We start from the raw sequence: 18,386 nt of genomic DNA, 5'->3' as shown, positions 1-18,386 counted from the left end.
AGCAATCGTGTGCCGCCAACAGCACACCGGTTACCGCCAGTTTTGTCGATCTCTTCGGATCGAAACGCTGGCCAGCATGACGACCTCCTCGCGACGAAGCTCTTTGACGCGTCTGTTGCCGCCGTACGCAGGCAGGCCGGGTTCCTCCGGCGATATGCGTGATCGCCGTGAGCTGAGAAAGTCACGAATTTCGGTGCGAAGGTCGGTCGTAGTCATACCCCCACCTCAGAAGTGGTACCGAGCTTGGGGGAGGGACTGCGAAACTACTGACGGACAAGTGCTTGACCAAGCGCTTTTCGGTAGATCTACGCAGCTCAGGGTAGGTCCCGACGCTGCTATTGGCCGACTCGATCGGCTACCTGACACGAGGCAGTCACATCTCGGTGCAAGCTGCGTTGCGTCGCGATCGTCGATACCCCAATCACCTGCGAAACAGTGGATTTCGATGCCTGGTCCACTGATGCCGAGCGCAACTGCGTGTCGAACATCCATCCTCCAGACGGGCTTACATACACTGCTGCGGCGCAGGTTGTGCACGGTCTGTTGGTCGGGGCTCGGCAGCTGGGCCGGTCCGGCGTCGATCTGAAGCACACCTCACGCGCTGAACCAGTTTCGGCTCGGCTGATGGAATGGGCAACTGGATTGCGCCCAGCTTGCCGCGATAGCCAGCCGATCCCAATCGGAGGTCGACATCCAGTTCGGATTCTCGACAAGTCGGCCCATCTATTCTGGCCCGAAGTACTTGTAGCGGAGGCGATCTGAGCCTCGGTTCGCATCAAGTGACGAAGCTTCTCGAGGGAACGTCTCAGGTACGTCGACTCCCTCGAACCGGCCGAGGCGAACTCGACCGCACTCGTGGTAGTCGCCTGGCTCGATTCTGGGCTCCGTTCGTTTCTAGCCCCTACAGGCCGGTCGATTCTACTCAGGTATCGGTGCCGAGCAGTGTGGTGCGCACGTGTCGGAGGTGCTCACGCATTGCTTCGCTGGCGGCTGCCGGATCGCGGTCTTCGAGGGCAGCGACGATGGCTTCGTGTTCGGTGCAGTAACACTTCTTCAGCTCCGGATTGAAGCTTCGACGTTTGAGCGAGCCCCAGATCGGCTGGATGCGGCTGTCGATGAGCAGTTTGCTGACCCCGATCAGCACCATGTTGTGAGTGGCGAGGGCAAAGCTGTGGTGTAACAACGTATCCCAGCGCTCGAACTCCTCCGACGTGGTTGCTTCATGCCCTCCGCGTAGACAGCGATGCATCTCGTCGATGTCGGCCCGGGTCGCAGCGTTGACCGCGAGCGGGAGGAGTTCGGGTTCGAGCACGAAACGGGACGCCATGATCTCGGCTGGACTCGGATGATGGGCGAGTTCGAGCTCGGTCGAAGCGCGCGGTGTCAGGAACGTTCCGCGGCCCACGTGACGAACCACCGCGCCCCGCTCTTCGAGCGTATCCAGAGCAGCGCGGACCACTGCGCGGCTCACTCCTGCGGAGGCCGAGAGTTCCCGCTCGGTCGGCAGCTTGTCTCCGGGACCGAGGCCGCCGTCTGCAACCAGTCCATCGATGAACCGAAGAGTGGCCGCATGGGGTCCGACTGCCAGCGTCACAACAACCTCCCACCTGTAGCCATACCAATATGAACCAATGCTAGACGATGAACCGACTGTGAGATGGGCACTTTTGATCGCTATCGAGTGTTGACGGTCACAGTTATTCAACCTATCGTAACCAATACGGACCGAATAACGGTTTGGTTCACATTGGTTTGGGAGGCTCAGTGCGATTCGCACGAATTCAGACAGGAACCGGCGCACAGATCTGCGCCGTCGACGAGAACGGGGCTGCCCGCGCAGTCCGATTCGCTGATACCGGCGAATCCATCACTACGCTGCAGCAGGTCATCGACGCAGGCTCGGCCGCCACGGACCGACTGGCAGCGGCCACAGCAGCCGAGGGCGGCAAGCTCCTGGCCCCGATCGTCCCGCACCGCAACGTGTTCTGCGTCGGCCGCAACTACAGCGAGCATGCAGCCGAGTTCGCCAAGAGCGGCTTCGACGCAACCGGATCCGCTGATGGACAGCATGTTCCCCAGCATCCGGTGGTGTTCACCAAGCCGGCCGCGACGGTCATTGCCTCGGGAGATGCGATCGATCCCCATACCGATATCACCTCCGCGCTCGATTACGAGGGCGAGATCGGCGTCATCATCGGCAAACGCGCATCGAAGGTGAGCAAAGAGGACGCCCTGGACTACGTGTGGGGTTACACCCTGATCAACGACATGACCGCTCGCGACCTGCAGCGTGATCACAAGCAGTGGTTCATCGGCAAGTCGCTCGACACGTTCTGCCCGCTCGGTCCGTGGGCAGTGACCGCCGATGAGATCGACATCGACGACCTGCAGCTACAGACCCGCGTCAACGGCGAACTCCGCCAGGACACCAACACCTCGCAACTGATCTTCGACGTCCCCACGATCATCGAAACCCTCTCCGCGGGAATCACTCTCGAAGCAGGTGATGTCATCGCAACCGGAACTCCGGTCGGTGTCGGAATCGGCTTCGACCCTCCGAAGTATCTCGTCCCTGGGGACGAGGTCGTGATCTCTGCGCCGGGGCTCGGTGAACTACGCAATGTCATCGGCGAACCCAGCGACCCCGATCATCTCGTCACCGCGGGCACCAGCCGGTTGTTCGTCGAGAAGACCGGCACCGGCCCTGCCGTTGTGCTCATCCATGGTCTCGGCGGATCCACCACTGTTTACGAACCGCAGGTGGCCGCTCTCGCCGAAACACACACCGTGCTGCGGTACGACTTGTCCGGACACGGTCGTTCACCCGTCGCCGGCCCCAACTCGATCACCGGGTGGGTCGAGGAACTCAGAGCCTTGCTCGACGCCGAGGGCATCGAGCAGACAGCACTGGTTGCGCATTCGATGGGAACTCTCGTAGCGACAACCTTCGCTGCGACCTACCCGGACCGCGTCAGCAAGCTCGCTCTGCTCGGCCCGGTCAAGGCGCAACCCGACGCCGCCAAGACCGCGACCCGGGCACGCGCGCGCACTGTGCGTGAAGGGGGAATGTCTGCTGTCGCCGACACCATTCTCGGTGCGGCGCTGTCGTCGACCACGCACGAGAGCAAGCCGGTCACCGTTGCAGCAGTTCGGGAATTGCTCCTCGGCCAGGACCCCGCAGGCTATGCCTTTGCCTGTGAAGCACTCGCTGCGGCCGAGAACCCGGACTTCGCGTCGATCTCCGTCCCGGTCCTGCTGTTGACCGGAGACGGCGACAAGGTCAGCCCGGTCGCGGTCAACGAAGAATTGCTCGGAATCTACCCCAGTGCCCAACTGAACGTTCTCGACGGCGTCGGACATTGGCACTCGCTCGAAGACCCCGCTTCGGTCACCCACCGGCTCCAGGACTTCCTGGTCAAGCCCTGATTTTCCTCAGAAAGGAGATCCGACAATGACGTCGTCACCGTCCACGGATCAGGCAGTTCTCTTCACCGACGTACGAATTTTCGATTCTTCCGGTTCCGACCCGTTCGAGGGCGAGGTCCTCGTTCACGGCGAACGTATCGTCGAGGTCCGCAAGGGTGCCGGCGATCTACCGCACGAGGGCGCGCGGGTCGTCGACGGGCAGGGCAAGTTCCTGATGTCGGGACTCTGCGATGCACACACCCACTTCTCCTGGGTCAACTCCGCTGATCTGCCCGGGCTCGGCACCATGGGCGTCGAGGAACACACGTTGCTGTGCGCTCGGTCGGCGCAGACGTACATCGACTCCGGCTACACCATGTGCGTCGGTGCCGCTGCAGCAAAGCCACGCCTGGACGTGGTGATCCGCAACGCCATCAACGACGGTCAGATCCCCGGTCCGCGCTACCTGGCGAACTGTCAGGAAATCGCTGTCACCGGTGGTGCACTGGTCGATGGCATCACCGCCTTCGCCGACGGACCCGAGGAAATGCGCAAACAGGTACGTCGCAACGTGGAAATGGGCGCGGACCTGGTCAAGCTGTCGATGTCCGGTGAGGAGATCACCGGCAATCAGCACGCGGAGGACAACTACTTCTCCGACGAAGAGACCCTCGCCGCTGTCACCGAAGCTCATCGCCGCGGGCTACGTGTCTGCTCCCATGCGCGCTCGGGTGAATCGGTGAAGATGTCTCTGCGCAACGGTGTCGACATCATCTACCACGCCTCGTTCATCGACGAAGAAGGTCTAGATATGCTCGAAGAGCAGAAAGACCGAGTATTCGTCGCACCCGGATTGAATTGGCTTGTAGCTACTTTGGAGGATGCAGCCGCGTTCGGCTACCCACCGGAGGCCGCCGAAGCAGCGGGGTACAAGCACGAACTCGAATGCGCTATCGAGGGGTTGAAGAAAATGAAGGACCGCGGTATCCGTGTTCTACCCGGTGGTGACTACGGATTTGCGTGGACACCGCACGGCACGTACGCGCGCGATCTCGCGCACTTCGTCAACCTTCTCGGCTACACCACCAAGGAGACGTTGCTCGCGGCAACAGCGCTGGGTGGGCAGATCATGCGTATGCCCGATGATCTCGGTCAGGTTGCGCCCGGTTTCTATGCCGACCTGATCCTCATCGACGGTGATCCGCTCGAGGACATCACGATCCTGCAGGATCAGTCCAAAATCGTCGGCATCATGAAAGGTGGCCGTTTCCAAAAGGATCCGAGCACCGGCACCGAAGCACGAGCGCGCGAGCTCGACGAGATCCACCGCGGGACTCCAATTCCCGCCTGACACTCGGCAGCAACACCAGAAAACGAGAACAGGGGTCGAGCGCCTACGTGCGCCCACCCCTGTTCTCGGCATGGAGGGAGGAAGCTGCCATGACCATTCGTGTGACCTCGTCGACCAGCACGACACCCTGGCAGTGGCAACAACACGGTGACTGCGGCTTCTACGGCCCATCGGTCTTTTTCGGACCCGAGACCGAAAGCAGATCCGCCCGCCGCAGCCGCGAGCACGAAGCCAAGACAATATGCAGAACATGCCCGGTTCGCGACCCCTGTCGCGACTACGCAACAGCCAACGCAGAACGCCACGGAATCTGGGGTGGACTGTCTTTCGCCGAACGCACCACACGCTTACAAGGCTCGGCAGCTGCCCCGGTGCACACCACGTGGCACTGAGGGGCGAGCCTCAGAAGGCATCGGGCGCACCGGCCAATTCCGAGTTGGATTCACGACGAATGAGGCTCGTTGTCACGAGTCCGCACAGAGCGTCGATCGCCAGGACGCTCTCCGTCCACCCGATGCCGTGGCTGTCCGACACCGATCAGGCCCGTCCGGTGTCGCAGCGCCGGCCTTAGCTCGGTGTCACGAGAGTGTCACAAGTCGGTACGTTCGGACATGGACCGAGTCGGATAATGATGTACGAAAAGCGTTGTGAATAAAGAGAAATCGAGTCCATCATAGTTCAGGTGAATTCACTTCTAGGGACTTAAAATTCGCACAGTGTCGGTTCGAGTCCGACTGGGGGCACCAGAGTCCATATGGATCCAGATTTTTGGACTAGGACAGTGCTTTTGGCGTGGTAGCGTGGACTTCGGCGGTCTTCCACGGATTTGAATGGACAACCGAGACAGCGGATTTCAGATCCGCGAGGTTTGCCGATTTCTTAAGCCGTAAATCTCATCTCCCCAGGTCACGCGGTTGTCTGTGGCTCTCTTTGTCGTTCGGTGTCACAACGCTGTCACAACTGCCTCGTGAGGGTCCATCTGGACACAAACCGGCGTACACGGACTCGGCACAACTACTGCGCGCGTCACTCTCGTGCCTCAGTAATGGAAGGCCGCGTGGATCGGTCATATTGGGGTTGCCCACGGCGACGATCCGGTCGAGGTTCTGACCATTCTCACCAGCGATGGACAACACGCACACATGCAATACCGGTCGGGCTAGCCGCCCGGGCCATCGGGTTCGACGATGCGCTACGTGCACGTCGCATCAACCCCGGATTGCCGATCCGGGGTTGAACTGTGCGTGGTTACCTGGCTGACTCTGTCGCACAGTAGAAGCCATGAACATCACTGGAAACACTGTCTTCATCCCCGGCGCCACATCGGGGATCGGCCTGGGCCTTGCTCTGCGACTGCAGGACAAAGGCAACACAGTCATCGTCGGTGGACGCCGCACCGACTTGCTCGAGCAGATCGCGGCAGAATACCCCGGCATCGGCACCATCGACATCGACACCACCGACGCCGGGTCCATAGCAACGGCGGCGAAAACGCTCACAGAGCGATATCCGTCGCTGAACGCACTCGTCGCGATGGCCGGCATCATGGAGGCGGAAGACGTGTTGGATCCTGCGTCGATCGATGTAGCCGAACGGACCATTGCCGTGAACCTTCTCGGCCCGATTCGCCTCGTCCACGCCTTCCTGCCCGGACTCCTGACCCAACCGACAGCTACCGTCATGACCGTCACCTCAGGTCTGGCGTACGTCCCACTGCCGGTCACGCCGACGTACAACGCGACCAAAGCAGCCATCCACTCCTTCACCGAATCCCTGCGGGTGCAGCTCACCAGGACCGGCGTGCAGGTCATCGAACTCGTACCGCCCGCAACGCAAACCAGTTTGATGGGACAGCAGGATAGTCCGATCGCGATGCCGCTCGAAGAGTTTCTCGACGAGGTCATGGCACTGCTCGAGTCGGAACCCGATGCCGAGCAGATCCTCGTCGAGCGAGTGAAATGGCAACGCACCGCCGAAGCGGAGGGTCGCTACCAGGAAGTCCTGGCAGCCCTGAGCGCCCGATACCGAAACTAGCGGACAATCGAGCCATGCCGCGTTTCCAACAAGAACAGCTCGGGCAATTCGTACGAGCGCGTCGTGACCGCCTCGCGCCTGGAGATGTGGGCTTGCCCAGCGGCCCGCGGCGCCGCGCCCCTGGGCTACGGCGCGACGAGGTCGCGTCGCTCGCGAACATGTCGACGGACTACTACGAGCGCATCGAGCAGGGGCGCGGCCCGCAACCGTCCGCGACCATGCTCGGTGCCGTCGCCCGGGCACTGCGATTGACCATTCCCGAACGCGACCACCTCTACGTTCTGGCCGGACATCCCGTGCCGGAACCGTTCGTCAGCCTCGGCTATGCGGATCCGGGCCTGATGACCGTCCTGGACGTTCTCGCACCGAGCGTGCCGGCGATGATCGCCGACGATTTGCACTACGTGGTGGGCCAAAATCCGTTGAACGTCGCATTGCTCGGGCAGCTCGTCGGTGAGCCCGGTCTGCGGTCGAACTTCCTGTGGCATTGGTTCATGGATCCTGCTTACGCGCGGCTCTACGAGCCGAACGACGTCGAGCAGCTCGGTCGTTCGTATGTGTCCGGCCTGCGCGCAGCGATTGCTCGCCGTCCGGACGACCGGGCCGCCATCGACTTACTGAACGAACTGCGCACTCACAGTGATCAATTCGAAGGAATGTGGGCCCTCAACGAGGTCACTGCACCGTCGTCGACGCGCAAGGTGCTGGCCCACCCTGTCGTGGGGGTGCTCGACTGCGAATGCGACGTCGTGATCAGCCCACCGTCACAGCAACGGATGGTGCTGTTCCGCGGCACCCCAGGCACGGTCACGGGAGAGCGACTTTCTCTGCTTCGCGTCCTTGGAACCCAGGATCTCGCGCGCGATCCGGCACAGTGAACGCTAGGGGCGATTCGAGTTCGGGCGCGCTCCGTCCACCCGATACCGTAGCTGTCCGGGCCTGATCACGGCTGTCCGGTGTTGGAGCGCCGACGGTAGCTCGGTGTCACGAGAGTGTCACAAGTCGGTACGGTCGAGCATGGACTCGTTCGGACGGCGATGTACGAAAACCGTTGCAGATAAACAAATATCGAGTCCATTGAAGCTCATGCGAATCCACTTCCCTGGACTTGAATCCGTCAAGTGTCGGTTCGAGTCCGACTGGGGGCACTGGAGTAGGCCGCGCCAGTAAAGTCTTGGGCTCGCCGCGCAGCGAGTGTGCGGGCAGCTTCGTCCGGGGTGACGCCGTCGTTGTCGGAGATCTCGAAGACCTGGTTCAGGGTGTCGCCGATGGCAACTGCGCGCTCGTGGACAACCGACTCGGACCAACCGAGAACCTCCCGGCCTACGAGGTGGATGGCACCGCCGGCGTTGGCCACGAAGTCGGGGGCGTACAGAATTCCGCGTGCGTGCAGGACGTCCGACGCGGCCGCGTCGGCGATGACGTTGTTGGCGGCACCTGCCACTACGGAACAGTCGAGTGTTCGCGCCCCCGGTTCGGGCACGCGGCGACGGAGGGTGCGTCTGCATAGTGTGCCCAGTCTTTGGCGAAAGTGTCTCTGCAGTTTCATAATTGGAGACGAATGAAAGAAGACGGGGACCTCCGGCGGCCACTTGTCCAGCGCGTCAATGCGGATCAGGTCGTGTCTTGGAAAAGTGGTCGTGGCCTCGGCTGCAATTCCGTGCACGCGGTGGCGTTCTTCTCTCGCCACAGACGCATGTGGTCGGCGAGCATCTCAGGGGTGCCGATCACGGTGCTGTGTCCGTAGGAGGTGACGACCCGCTGGTAGAGCTACCGTAGTGACAGCTTCTCGCGACGCATCTCGACGATCAACCGCTTAATCGGTTGGGCCACAGAGGCACTCGATGCTGTTCGCCGTCAGGCTTGGTCCGACGCGCGTCGTGGAGGGAACACTCGATCACACGGGTGGATCGATGGACGACGCTCAACCGTGTCCATCGATCCTGCTCGGCCGTTGCTGCGTTCCCGTTACGCGCTGTGGAAGAATCCGACATCCATCCGGCGGCGGTTCGCCCGCTGCGCCAACGATCTTCGATCTGGCAATGATGGCCGGACTGAACAACTCTTGAATCGGCTGTCCTCAGCGGATTAGGGTTCGATTATCACCTTGCCGAAGACGCCGGTACGCAGCAGGCCCAACGCTTCAGCCGCGTCGTCCAGCGCGAGTTTTGCGAAGACGACAGGGCGCAACGATCCGTCGACCGCCAGCCCCATTACTGCCTGCGCGGAGTGGCGCAGGGTCTGCAGATTCACCGAGTTGAGACTGAAGGCCAGGAAACTGGGCGACCGGTGAAAGTTTGCCATGAGCGTCGAACCGAAATCCGTGGGCGGGGCACCCGCCACGCCACCGCACAATACGAAGCGACCATTGTCAGCGAGCTGTTCGATGAACGCTGGCATGTCAGGGCCGCCAACGGTGTCGACGATGACGTCGTAGCGCTTGCCGCGGGTGCGTGCAGCCTCTCGTGACACGTACCGATCGGCACCGAGTTCGAGGAGCTGCTTGCCGCGGTCCTCCGTGGATGTGACTGCCGTCACCCGAGCGCCCCGCAGCGCCGCAAGCTGAGTCGCCATAAGACCGATGCCTCCGCTGGCTCCTCGCACCAGAACCTCAGAGGTTCCGTCAGCCCCGACACGCTCCAGGATTTCTTGCGCAACAAGGGCGTTGATGCCAAGAGCCACGGCTTCGATTGATCCGAGTCCGTCCGGGATTGGCAGCGCCGAGGAGTAATCGACGGCGCATAGTTGGGCGAAACTGCGGGTGGTCGTCATCGCGAACACGCGTCTGCCGACGACCTCCGGAGGAACCCCTGCACCGACGCTCACGATAGGTCCGGCGAGTTCGGAACCGAGGACGAAGCCGGGCTCAGTCACGAGGGGGTACTGACCGTCAGCGATCATTACGTCCATATAACCGACGCCAGCCGCCTGCACCGACACGATCACTTCTCCGGTGCCGGGAACCGGATCTTCCTGATTGTCGTGTATCTGGCCGCTACCGAATTCTTGGACGTAGAAAGCTTTCACTCGTCGTGCTCCTTTTACCGTTGAGGTGTAACCGTACGGTGTGTCCAACGTTCAGCCCGAGCGGGGTTGGTCGCATTCCCCGCGAGTTTCCGGCACTTGCTCGGCGGTCCCATTCGCCATAGTCCCGAGCCGACCACTGCCTCATCGTCAACCGGTGTGACCACTTGTCGTTTCTAAGTGGTCATTACTGTCGAGTACCCAGCAGCCCGCCCTGATGGCGCGCGCCGGAGAATGCAATGCCCCTGCGGAGGCTACTTCGGCCGTTGAGGACACTAGCCGCGGGTACGGCGGCGTCTGCCGCAGTGCCGGAATCGGTTTCGTCATCACTGAGCTCTGATTCTCGGTTCAATTGTTGCAAGACGGGTTCGTTGATATCGATCGCGACGCGTCGCCGCTGGAGCCGCGCGCAAACTTTCGCGCCCCGGGGTACCGCGGATTGGTGAGTAGACAGAAGACCTGATCGCCGACATCGTTCTTGACTTGTCGGCGTCGAAGAGCTGAGTCGTCGGGTCCACAAAATCGATCGCACAAGCACAGGAGCATCGACGATAAGCACCGTCGAGACGGTGTACTTGAAACAACAGACAGCCTATTCGTACTGTAAGACATGCGTTTACCCACAACTGAAGGCGCGCTCACTTAGCCCCATCGAACCAGCGAAGAAACGCCCGTCGTGTTCTTGCACAGATCCAGCACCGCATCACCGTGTCCTCGAACTCGTGGCTGGATCTGCCGGAACGAAGCACAGTCGCTGCATCGCGGTCGATTCGATCGGCTGCGGCAGAGCGAAAGCGTGCCGGCATGTCTCACGCGTCACGTTGAAGCGTCAGGTCCACGATGAAGAGCAGAGTTGCCAGGCAGTGGATGGTTTTGGACGCCGATACGACCCAAATTCGGCAGCCGCAGCTCTATCCATGAAAGCAGACCAACTCCAACGGTGGACATCGGCCATTCATTCGGCCCCGTCCACCGGCGTCCATACAGACTGCCCCACTGCACAAGATGGCTATGAAGCGGCACTGGTCTGCTCAGCAGCGATACAGTCGTTGAACGAAGGAAAGCCAATCACGATCTCACGCTGACCAGAACTACAGGTCGTGACACTGCCCAGTCTTCCCGAACCTCCATCGAGGCAGTCATCTCTTGACGGTACGGAAGCTCGAATATCCAGTGCCGCTGTAAGGTTGAGCTTCGCCGCCAATGGAGAACGCTTTCAGCCGAATGTCTGGAAAACCTGTTGTGTCACAGGACGTCACGTCAGGCTCGGGGTTGCACCTTCCGTAGCGTCATGTGGTGCAGTGGACGTATCCGCCCACCGAGGAAGGCCCCACACATGTTCTCGTCCTTCACCCCGCCACGCCGAGTCACGATCGGGGGTGCCGCAGACTTCGTCGGTACGACGCCGCGGGCGATCCGTCACTACCACCAGATCGGTTTGCTCCCAGAGCCCGAGCGGGGGAGTGACGACCGCCGCCGCTACGGCTACGACGAGATGATCCAGCTGCTGTGGATCCGACGGATGGCCGACGCCGGCATCGCCCTCGACGACATCCGCAACGCCGTCGCAGCCGGAACCGCTGACAGCGACGTTGCGCAGATCCTGGACCGGCTCGAAGGGGCCCTCGTCGCCCGGCAGGCCGAACTCGAGCAACAACGGATTGCCGTGCAGCGCATGCGCGCTCGGGGGAGCAGGTTGGGCCTGCTCTCCGATGTCGTGGGCGACCGCCTCGCAGGCCTGCGCGAGGGGGCCCTGCGGCAAGACGACCTGGACACCCTGCTCGTGACCGAGCGAATTTTCGGCGCGCTCGGCGCGTCCGTTCAGGCGTCGCGTTTCATTGCGTTGGCCGCCCGCCCGGACCTGCGGGAGCATTCCGACCGTGTCGATGCCGCCGAGGAGGCACTCGACGACCCACGCGTGGCGGAGGTGGCGGCCGAACGGCACGCCTTCGAGACCGCCCTCCGCACGGTCATCGAGAGCTCCGGCCTGGCGCAGGCAGACGACGCGCGACTCGACGCCTGGAACGACTTGCACCCCGAGCCCGCCGACGCCGGTTCGCCCTGCGGGTCCACGAGTCTCACCGATGCCGTCCGGATGATGCCCTACGACTTTTCTCCGGCACGCCTGCGGTGTATGGAATTGGCCCTGGAACTCGACTTGCTCGGCACGAGCTGATTTACCGGCATCTCCTCGACATCGCACCGCGCGTGGAACCCGCTTCGACAGCGATCGTTGACAACTTACTAATCGTAAAGTTAAGATTACGATTTGTATAGATAACATGCGGAAGTCACGCTTCAACGTCGGGAGTCGCGGTGCCAACAAAGGAAACGTTCACTAGTGCGATGGGGTGCGCGGCAGTCGTGCAGACGGAGGTCCTCCGATGAGCCCGCGGAGGATGGCTACGGCTCTGGCCATCGGAGTGCTGTTCGCTACGACGGGCGGTTCGGTGTCGGCCCAAGCCGCCCCCGCCGTCGATCCAGTGGGCGTGGACGAAACGAAATCCTACACCAGCGCCGAAGGCACGCTTTCCTATCAGGTCCATCTGCCACCGGCTTTTGCTGCGGGACAGCCACTTCCGGTGGTCGTGTCCTTGCACGGTTGCGGAATGACCGGTTTCGGTTTCAATTCGATGAAGGATCTGACGAACCTGAATGCGGTGGCCGACGAGGAAGGTTTCATCGTGGTCTATCCGACGCAGGATCTGTTGCGCGGGCTTCCACTGAACTGCTGGAACGGTGACGAACCCGAGCATCAGCGTCGTGGCTACGGCGAACCCTCTCTGATTGCAGGACTGACCCGGCAAGTGGTCACCGACTACGGGGCCGACCCAAGACGGGTGCACGTCAACGGTGCGTCCTCCGGTGCAGGTACCGCCGTCATCATGGGTGTCACTTACCCGGATCTCTTTGCCTCGGTCACATCGATGGCCGGTGCGGAATACGCTGTCAACGAAGCGAACCCGCTGAATCCAGACGAGGTAGGTCCGGTGGACACCGCGAAGCGGGCATGGGCACAGATGGGTAACCGCGCGCGGCCCGTACCGGTCCTCGTGGCGCAAGGTGATCTGGACGAGCCGGTGCCGCCGTTCCTTGCGGATCGACTCGTCACTCATTGGGCCACCATCGACGATCTCGCGTTGAACGGCGTTCTCGACGGAGACATGAACGACACGGCCGATGAGACCGTCGAAGTCGCTCTGCCGGGACTGAAGCCGTACACGCACCGTTCGTACTTCCCGGAGGAAGGCGGTGACTCACTGATCGAGTACATTTTCGTCGCAGGGATGGGGCACACATGGCCGGGTCCCGGCAGTGGTCCGCTCGTGGACAACGACGGCCCGGACCTCGCCCGGATCATGTGGGACTTCGCCGCCGATCGGGAGCTTTCATGACACGATTCGGTCATGACCGATCGCCACCGCGGAACCGTTCAGGAGGGCGTCGCCAGAATGACCAGTCGAGACCCCGTGGAGCGCCGAACGCGCATGTCCCGTGAGTCCCGCGCGAACCAGTTGCTCGACGTCGCCGAGGAGCTGTTCGCAACTTCCGGCTTCGAGGGCACGTCGATGGAAGACATCGCCCGCGAGGCCGGCGTCACCAAGCCCGTGGTCTACGCGCACTATCCGACGAAGGACATCGTTTTTCTCGAATGTGTTCGCCGTGCGCGCACCGAGCTGGAACTGCAGATTCGAGAGCCCGAGATCATGATTTCGGCCGGGGCCGGTGTCGAGGCAGTCATGGAGCGAGCGGGCGACATCTTGTTCTCGATGCTGGAGCGAGACCCTCAGCGGTGGATGGTTCTGTTCAACCCGAGCACGGCGTTGTCGAAAGAGCTGTCCCAGCAGCTCACCGAGATGCGGCGTCACACCATCGACAGAATTGCGGAGATGCTTCGGCATTTTTCGGCGGCCGACCACGAGCAGGACGACGCGTTCGCCTATGCCGTCAGTGGAGTGGGCGAACAGCTCGGTCGTTGGTGGATCGCCAATCCCGACGTTCCGCGTTCACGAGTTGTGGAACTGTACCGGGATTTCATCACCGGTGGGCTGACAGCGTCGCTGCAGACGGCCGGTGATCGGACCGTCGGACCGAGCTGAACCGCGTCCGTTCGACCTGACACTACGACTGCCGAGGAACGTGTCGGTCGCGTCCAAGCACGCAAACAGATCGGGGCCGGCACGCTCAGCGCCGACGACCACCACCACCGCACCTACCCTGCACTCCTGATCAAGGATGGTTGCGCCCGATGCGCTCGTAGAGCGCAACCACCGCCGCGCCTCCGAGACCGATGTTGTGTTGAAGGGCGAGTCCGGCCTTGTCCACCTGACGCCTCTCGGCCTGGCCACGCAGTTGCCAGGTCAGTTCGGCGCACTGCGCCAGACCAGTGGCACCCAGCGGGTGTCCCTTCGAGAGGAGGCCGCCCGATGGGTTGGTCACCACACGGCCGCCGTAGGTGTTCTGACCGTCTGCGACGAACTTCTCGGCGCTCCCCTCCGGGGTGAGCCCCAGAGCTTCGTAGGTGATCACCTCGTTCGTGGTGAAGCAGTCGTGGAGTTCGACAACCTGGATGTCTTCCGGACCGATCCCGGCGGTCTCGTACACCTGCATTGCCGCTGTGCGTGTCATGTCGTAACCGACCAAACTCATCAGGTCACCGGAGAAGCTACCGGGGGTGTCGGTTGCCATGGCCATCGCTGTGATTGCCACGTCGGCGGGTAGTCCGCGGCTCCGGGCAAAGTCTTCCGACACGATGACTGCGGCTGCCGCACCGCATGTGGGAGGGCAACTTTGCAGGCGCGTCAGCGGGCCGAACACATGTGGCGAGGCCAGAACTTCCTCGACCGTGACCGGTTCACGGAACACCGCATACGGGTTGTTCGCAGCGTGACGGCGTGCCTTCACCGAAATGTGGGCGAAGACAGCGGGATCGGCGTCGTAGCGCTCGCACCAGGTGTCGCCTGCGCCTCCGAAGAACTGCGCCGTCACGGGTACATCGGGCACATCGCCGAACCTGTCGTGAACCACCGCGCCGAACCGGTCGAACGGGCTCGGTCGGTCGCTCCAATGGCTGTGCAGCGAGCCGCGCAGCATTTGCTCGAACCCGAACGCCAGAACGCAGTCAGCCGCGCCCGACGAGACTGCTTGCCGCGCGAGAAAAAGCGCGCTCGAGCCCGTCGAGCAATTGTTGTTGACGTTGAAAATCGGGATTCCGGTCTGGCCGACTCGGTAAAGAGCATGCTGTCCACTGGTGGAGTCGCCGAAAACGAAACCGGCATAGGCTTGTTGGACGTCGGAGAGATCTATACCGCAGTCGGTGAGAGCGGCGCGTACTGCAGTCTCGGCCAGTTCGTCGAATGGTTTACTGCGGCTGGGGGTGCTGAAGGGAACCATGCCGACCCCGGCTACCAAAACACGAGATGTCATTGTTCAGCCTTCCCAGCCGCCGCCGCACACCAGGGTCTGCCCGGTGATGTAGTCGGCCTCGGGGGTGCACAGTAGAAAGACCGCGCCTGCCGCCTCTTCGGGGAGGCCGGGTCTGCCCAGCGGTATGAGCGATGCTGCCGAGTCGAGAACATCGGGGTTGACGCCTACTTCGATGGTGCGGCCCGCCACCTCGATCGAGGCCGACGCGTTCGCGGCGGTGGTCAGTCGCGTCGAGATCAGGCCGAATGCGACTGTGTTGACGGTGATGTTGTAGCGACCCCATTCACGCGCCAGCGTGCGAGACAGGCCGGTTACGCCGGCTTTGGCAGAGGCGTACGCCGCCTGGCCCGGGTTTCCAGCAAGGCCTGCGACAGACGAGATGTTGACGATCTTGCGGCACCGGGCTGTGCCGTGTGCTGCGATCTCCGCCTTCGCAGCGGCGGACATCACCGGCTGTGCCGCACGTAGGATTCGGAAGGGCGCTGCCAGGTGTACGTCGATCATCGCGGCGAATTGCTCGTCCGTGGTCTTTTGGATCACGCTGTCCCAGGTGTAGCCGGCGTTGTTGACGACGATGTCGAGTCCGCCGAAGTTTTCCACCGCAGCGTCGACGAGCGCGTCGGCGAAGCCGTTCTCGGTGACGCTCCCGGAGTGGGCCACGGCCTCACCGCCTGCGGCGCGGATGGCCTCGACGGTCTCCCACGCCGGGGTTGGGTCGAGATCGTTGACGACGACCCGTGCACCTTCGGAAGCGAGCTTGAGTGCGATCTCTCGGCCGATGCCACGGCCGGAGCCTGTGACGACCGCTACGCAATTGTGAAGTTTCACGTCCTGTTTCCTGCTTTCCGAGTTCGATCGGCCAAGAACTGCAGCACGTCGACGTTGGCGCGTGCGCCGACGTCGACGGGATAGTTGTGGCCGGCACCTTCATAAGTGACGAGTCGAGCGTTGGGGAGTGTCTGGGTCAGCGTCACGGCGGCAGAGTGCGGTACTGCCTCATCTGCCGTGCCGTGCAGTACGAGCGCGGGCTGGGTCAGAGTCGCGGTTCTGTCGGGTGTCATGTCGTAGCCGGCGATGGCGAGATCCTGGGCGTAGACCCCGCGAGCGGAGAAGCGCATCCGGCTGAGGACGTCCAGGTCGCATTCGACCGCAGACCGCGTGGCGATCGGACCGTAAAGCCGTTTGCGCAGAACGGGTTTCAGGACGCGAATAGGCACCCGGTACTTCAGCCGGCGGGCCAGGAATCCTGGAGGCTGAGGCGGCGAATATTCAGGGCTGCGCATCGCGGTGCAGCCGAGCACCATCGAGCGGACCCGCGCAGGTGCGTCGTGGGCGAGCTGCAGGACGATCCCACCGCCCATGCTCACGCCGTAGACGTGTGCGCTCTCGACCTTGGCAGCGTCCATGACCGCAGCGACGTCGGCGGCCATGTCGGCGACGGTCGCGGTGCTGGTGGCGCTGCTCTCGCCGGTGCCTCGGTTGTCGAACCAGATCACTCGGTAATGCTCGGCCAGCGCAGGAATCACCGGATACCACATGTCGCCCGAGAAGAGGTGGCCCATCACCAGTACCACAGGTTCGCCCGATCCTTGTTCGTCCCAGTGCAGTCGCACTTTTCCCGTGGGGGTTTCATTGATGGCCCAGGGCATCGTTCACTCCTTCGAGTCGTTGTGCGCGCAGTGTCGAGCGACGCATCTTGCCTGCGTCGTCGCGAAGCTGACTGGCGACGACCTCCAGGCTCCGCGGTAGTTTGTACGAGGAAAGACGTTCGCGCAGAAACGGAAGGACGTAGTCCAGGTCCACCTCTGCGGATGACTGCACAATGGCATGCGGGACCGCTCCGAGATCCTCGTGCGGCAGCCCGACAACGCATGCATCATCGATATCGGGATGCTCGACAAGAGCAGCCTCCACCTCGGCGGGGTAGACGTTCGACCCACCTACCAGAACGACATCGGTGTCGCGGTCGGTGAGGTAGAGGTAGCCCTCCTCGTCGAGACTGCCCAGGTCTCCGAGCGACTCCCAGCCGCCGTCGCGTGTGCGGGCAGTCCCGCCGATGTAGGTGTAGGCCGGTGGCGAGTCCGCACCCCGACGTACCCACACTTCACCGACTTCGCCGGGCGGTAGCGGTGCGCCGTCGGGCCCGAGCACTGTGAACTCACCGACCACCGCGGGCCCGACAGACCCTGGATGTCGGAGCCAGTCGGTACCGGTGATGGCGCTGGCGGCTTGTGCTTCTGTACCGGCATAGACTTCGAGGATTCGTTCGCCGCCCAGCCAACCGATCCACGCTCGTTTCAGCCAGGGCGGGCACGGGGCGGCCATGTGCACTACGAGGTTCAAGGTCGAAACATCTTGCGCACCAAGCATTTCGGGGCCGAGACGCCAGATGCGCTGCATCATCGTGGGCACGGCGTAGAGCCACTGAACGCCGTGGGAAGAAATATCGGCCAGCAGTGTCTCGGCGTCGAATCGGCCTTGCAGGACCACGTGCGAACCACGCAGCATCGCCAGTGCCGCAAACATGAACGGCGCGTTGTGATGAAGCGGACCAGGGACGGCCACCGTACCTGCGGTGGGAATGCGGAGAACGTCGGCGAATCCGTTGACTTCCTCCAGTACCGCGGCGTTTCCGGACACGACCACCTTGGGGCGGCCGGTGCTTCCACCCGACGTCGGTGCTTTCCAAGAGGGAGCGATCCGTAGAGGCAGGGATTCGGCGCATTCTGTTGTCTCGGTCACCGACGGCAGTGTCACCCAATCGTTCGCCACCGAACCCACGTTGTCGGGTAGTCCAACGACGCCGGCCGGGACCACGACCTCGAGGATGGCACGCAACTCTGCGGGCGTAAGTCGCGAAGACAGGGGCTGCGGTACGGCGCCGAGCTTCCATGATGCGAACGCTGCCGTCATGAAGGCCGGTGAGTTGTCAAGCATTATCGAGGTATACGAGCCTGGCGTAACACCGAGCCGGGACCACGTGTGAGCCAGCCGATTACTGTCGCGCTCCAACTCGGCCCAGGTGAGAGTGTCGGTACCGCAGGTGACAGCAGGGGCATCGGGGCGTGCCGCGGCGTGAGAGGCGAGCACCTCTCCGAACGTCGTCGATGAGGTGTTCATGTGCCGCTCCTCGGCACCACAGCGT

General features: G+C 62.5%; 15 protein-coding genes and 2 pseudogenes. 9 read left to right on the top strand and 8 right to left on the bottom strand.

What is annotated here, in order from left to right:
- Nucleotides 1-57: 57 nt before the first annotated feature.
- Nucleotides 58-216 (bottom strand): annotated as a pseudogene (locus O4220_RS12680) (transcriptional regulator); the annotation flags it as partial.
- Between the two features lie 240 nt (nucleotides 217-456).
- Between O4220_RS12680 and O4220_RS12675 the strand changes: the two are divergent.
- Nucleotides 457-618, top strand: a pseudogene (locus tag O4220_RS12675) (ethanolamine ammonia-lyase light chain EutC); the annotation flags it as partial.
- Between the two features lie 304 nt (nucleotides 619-922).
- Here the strand turns inward: O4220_RS12675 and O4220_RS12670 are convergent.
- Entirely contained in the window at nucleotides 923-1,594 is a 672-nt protein-coding gene (locus O4220_RS12670; RefSeq protein ID WP_269604710.1) for a FadR/GntR family transcriptional regulator, read from the bottom strand.
- A 170-nt stretch (nucleotides 1,595-1,764) separates the two neighbouring features.
- Between O4220_RS12670 and O4220_RS12665 the strand changes: the two genes are divergently transcribed.
- From O4220_RS12665 to O4220_RS12645, 5 genes are all read left to right on the top strand, one after another.
- Nucleotides 1,765-3,426 carry an alpha/beta fold hydrolase gene (locus O4220_RS12665; RefSeq protein WP_269604708.1) on the top strand — a complete coding sequence of 554 codons (1,662 nt, stop codon included), beginning with the start codon at nucleotides 1,765-1,767 and terminating at the stop codon, nucleotides 3,424-3,426.
- Between the two features lie 25 nt (nucleotides 3,427-3,451).
- Nucleotides 3,452-4,756, top strand: coding sequence for a metal-dependent hydrolase family protein (locus O4220_RS12660; RefSeq protein ID WP_269604706.1), 1,305 nt, complete (start codon nucleotides 3,452-3,454; stop codon nucleotides 4,754-4,756).
- 89 nt (nucleotides 4,757-4,845) lie between these two features.
- Complete coding sequence (locus O4220_RS12655; protein ID WP_269604703.1) at nucleotides 4,846-5,148, top strand: WhiB family transcriptional regulator; 303 nt, start codon at nucleotides 4,846-4,848, stop codon at nucleotides 5,146-5,148.
- An 889-nt stretch (nucleotides 5,149-6,037) separates the two neighbouring features.
- A complete protein-coding gene (locus tag O4220_RS12650) occupies nucleotides 6,038-6,790 on the top strand; it encodes an SDR family oxidoreductase (RefSeq protein WP_269604700.1) in 753 nt (250 codons plus the stop codon).
- Between the two features lie 14 nt (nucleotides 6,791-6,804).
- A complete protein-coding gene (locus tag O4220_RS12645; RefSeq protein WP_269604698.1) occupies nucleotides 6,805-7,668 on the top strand; it encodes a helix-turn-helix transcriptional regulator in 864 nt (287 codons plus the stop codon).
- A 239-nt stretch (nucleotides 7,669-7,907) separates the two neighbouring features.
- On the opposite strand, the gene O4220_RS12640 is transcribed toward O4220_RS12645, so the two are convergent.
- Nucleotides 7,908-8,339: a hypothetical protein gene (locus tag O4220_RS12640; RefSeq protein ID WP_332112816.1), complete on the bottom strand. Its 432-nt coding sequence runs from the start codon at nucleotides 8,337-8,339 to the stop codon at nucleotides 7,908-7,910.
- 539 nt (nucleotides 8,340-8,878) lie between these two features.
- A complete protein-coding gene (locus tag O4220_RS12635) occupies nucleotides 8,879-9,865 on the bottom strand; it encodes a quinone oxidoreductase family protein (protein ID WP_269604694.1) in 987 nt (328 codons plus the stop codon).
- A gap of 1,285 nt (nucleotides 9,866-11,150) precedes the next feature.
- Between O4220_RS12635 and O4220_RS12630 the strand changes: the two genes are divergently transcribed.
- From O4220_RS12630 to O4220_RS12620, 3 genes are all read left to right on the top strand, one after another.
- Nucleotides 11,151-11,990, top strand: coding sequence for a MerR family transcriptional regulator (locus O4220_RS12630; protein ID WP_269604692.1), 840 nt, complete (start codon nucleotides 11,151-11,153; stop codon nucleotides 11,988-11,990).
- 208 nt (nucleotides 11,991-12,198) lie between these two features.
- On the top strand, nucleotides 12,199-13,209 hold the full coding sequence (locus O4220_RS12625; protein WP_269604690.1) for an alpha/beta hydrolase family esterase: 1,011 nt from the start codon (nucleotides 12,199-12,201) through the stop codon (nucleotides 13,207-13,209).
- 12 nt (nucleotides 13,210-13,221) lie between these two features.
- The gene (locus O4220_RS12620; RefSeq protein ID WP_269604688.1) at nucleotides 13,222-13,914 is read left to right on the top strand and encodes a TetR/AcrR family transcriptional regulator; all 693 of its coding nucleotides are present in this window, start codon (nucleotides 13,222-13,224) and stop codon (nucleotides 13,912-13,914) included.
- Nucleotides 13,915-14,044: 130 nt separating this feature from the next.
- Here O4220_RS12620 and O4220_RS12615 read toward each other — a convergent pair whose 3' ends face one another.
- Genes O4220_RS12615 through O4220_RS12600 form a run of 4 tightly spaced genes read right to left on the bottom strand, consistent with a single transcriptional unit; the run spans nucleotide 14,045 to nucleotide 18,361 of the window.
- Entirely contained in the window at nucleotides 14,045-15,241 is a 1,197-nt protein-coding gene (locus tag O4220_RS12615) for a lipid-transfer protein (protein ID WP_269604686.1), read from the bottom strand.
- Between the two features lie 3 nt (nucleotides 15,242-15,244).
- Nucleotides 15,245-16,069 carry an SDR family NAD(P)-dependent oxidoreductase gene (locus O4220_RS12610; RefSeq protein ID WP_269604684.1) on the bottom strand — a complete coding sequence of 275 codons (825 nt, stop codon included), beginning with the start codon at nucleotides 16,067-16,069 and terminating at the stop codon, nucleotides 15,245-15,247.
- On the bottom strand, nucleotides 16,066-16,890 hold the full coding sequence (locus O4220_RS12605; RefSeq protein ID WP_269604681.1) for an alpha/beta fold hydrolase: 825 nt from the start codon (nucleotides 16,888-16,890) through the stop codon (nucleotides 16,066-16,068). The genes O4220_RS12610 and O4220_RS12605 overlap by 4 nt, the downstream gene beginning before the upstream one ends.
- Nucleotides 16,871-18,361, bottom strand: a complete 1,491-nt coding sequence (locus O4220_RS12600; RefSeq protein WP_269604679.1) for an AMP-binding protein — start codon at nucleotides 18,359-18,361, stop codon at nucleotides 16,871-16,873. Before O4220_RS12600 ends, O4220_RS12605 begins: the two co-directional genes overlap by 20 nt.
- Nucleotides 18,362-18,386: the final 25 nt, after the last annotated feature.

Source organism: Rhodococcus ruber (genome assembly GCF_027270735.1).
GTDB lineage: Bacteria > Actinomycetota > Actinomycetes > Mycobacteriales > Mycobacteriaceae > Rhodococcoides > Rhodococcoides rubrum_A.
Note: the sequence above shows the minus strand (reverse complement) of the source record. Positions and strands in the feature narration are given on the sequence as shown.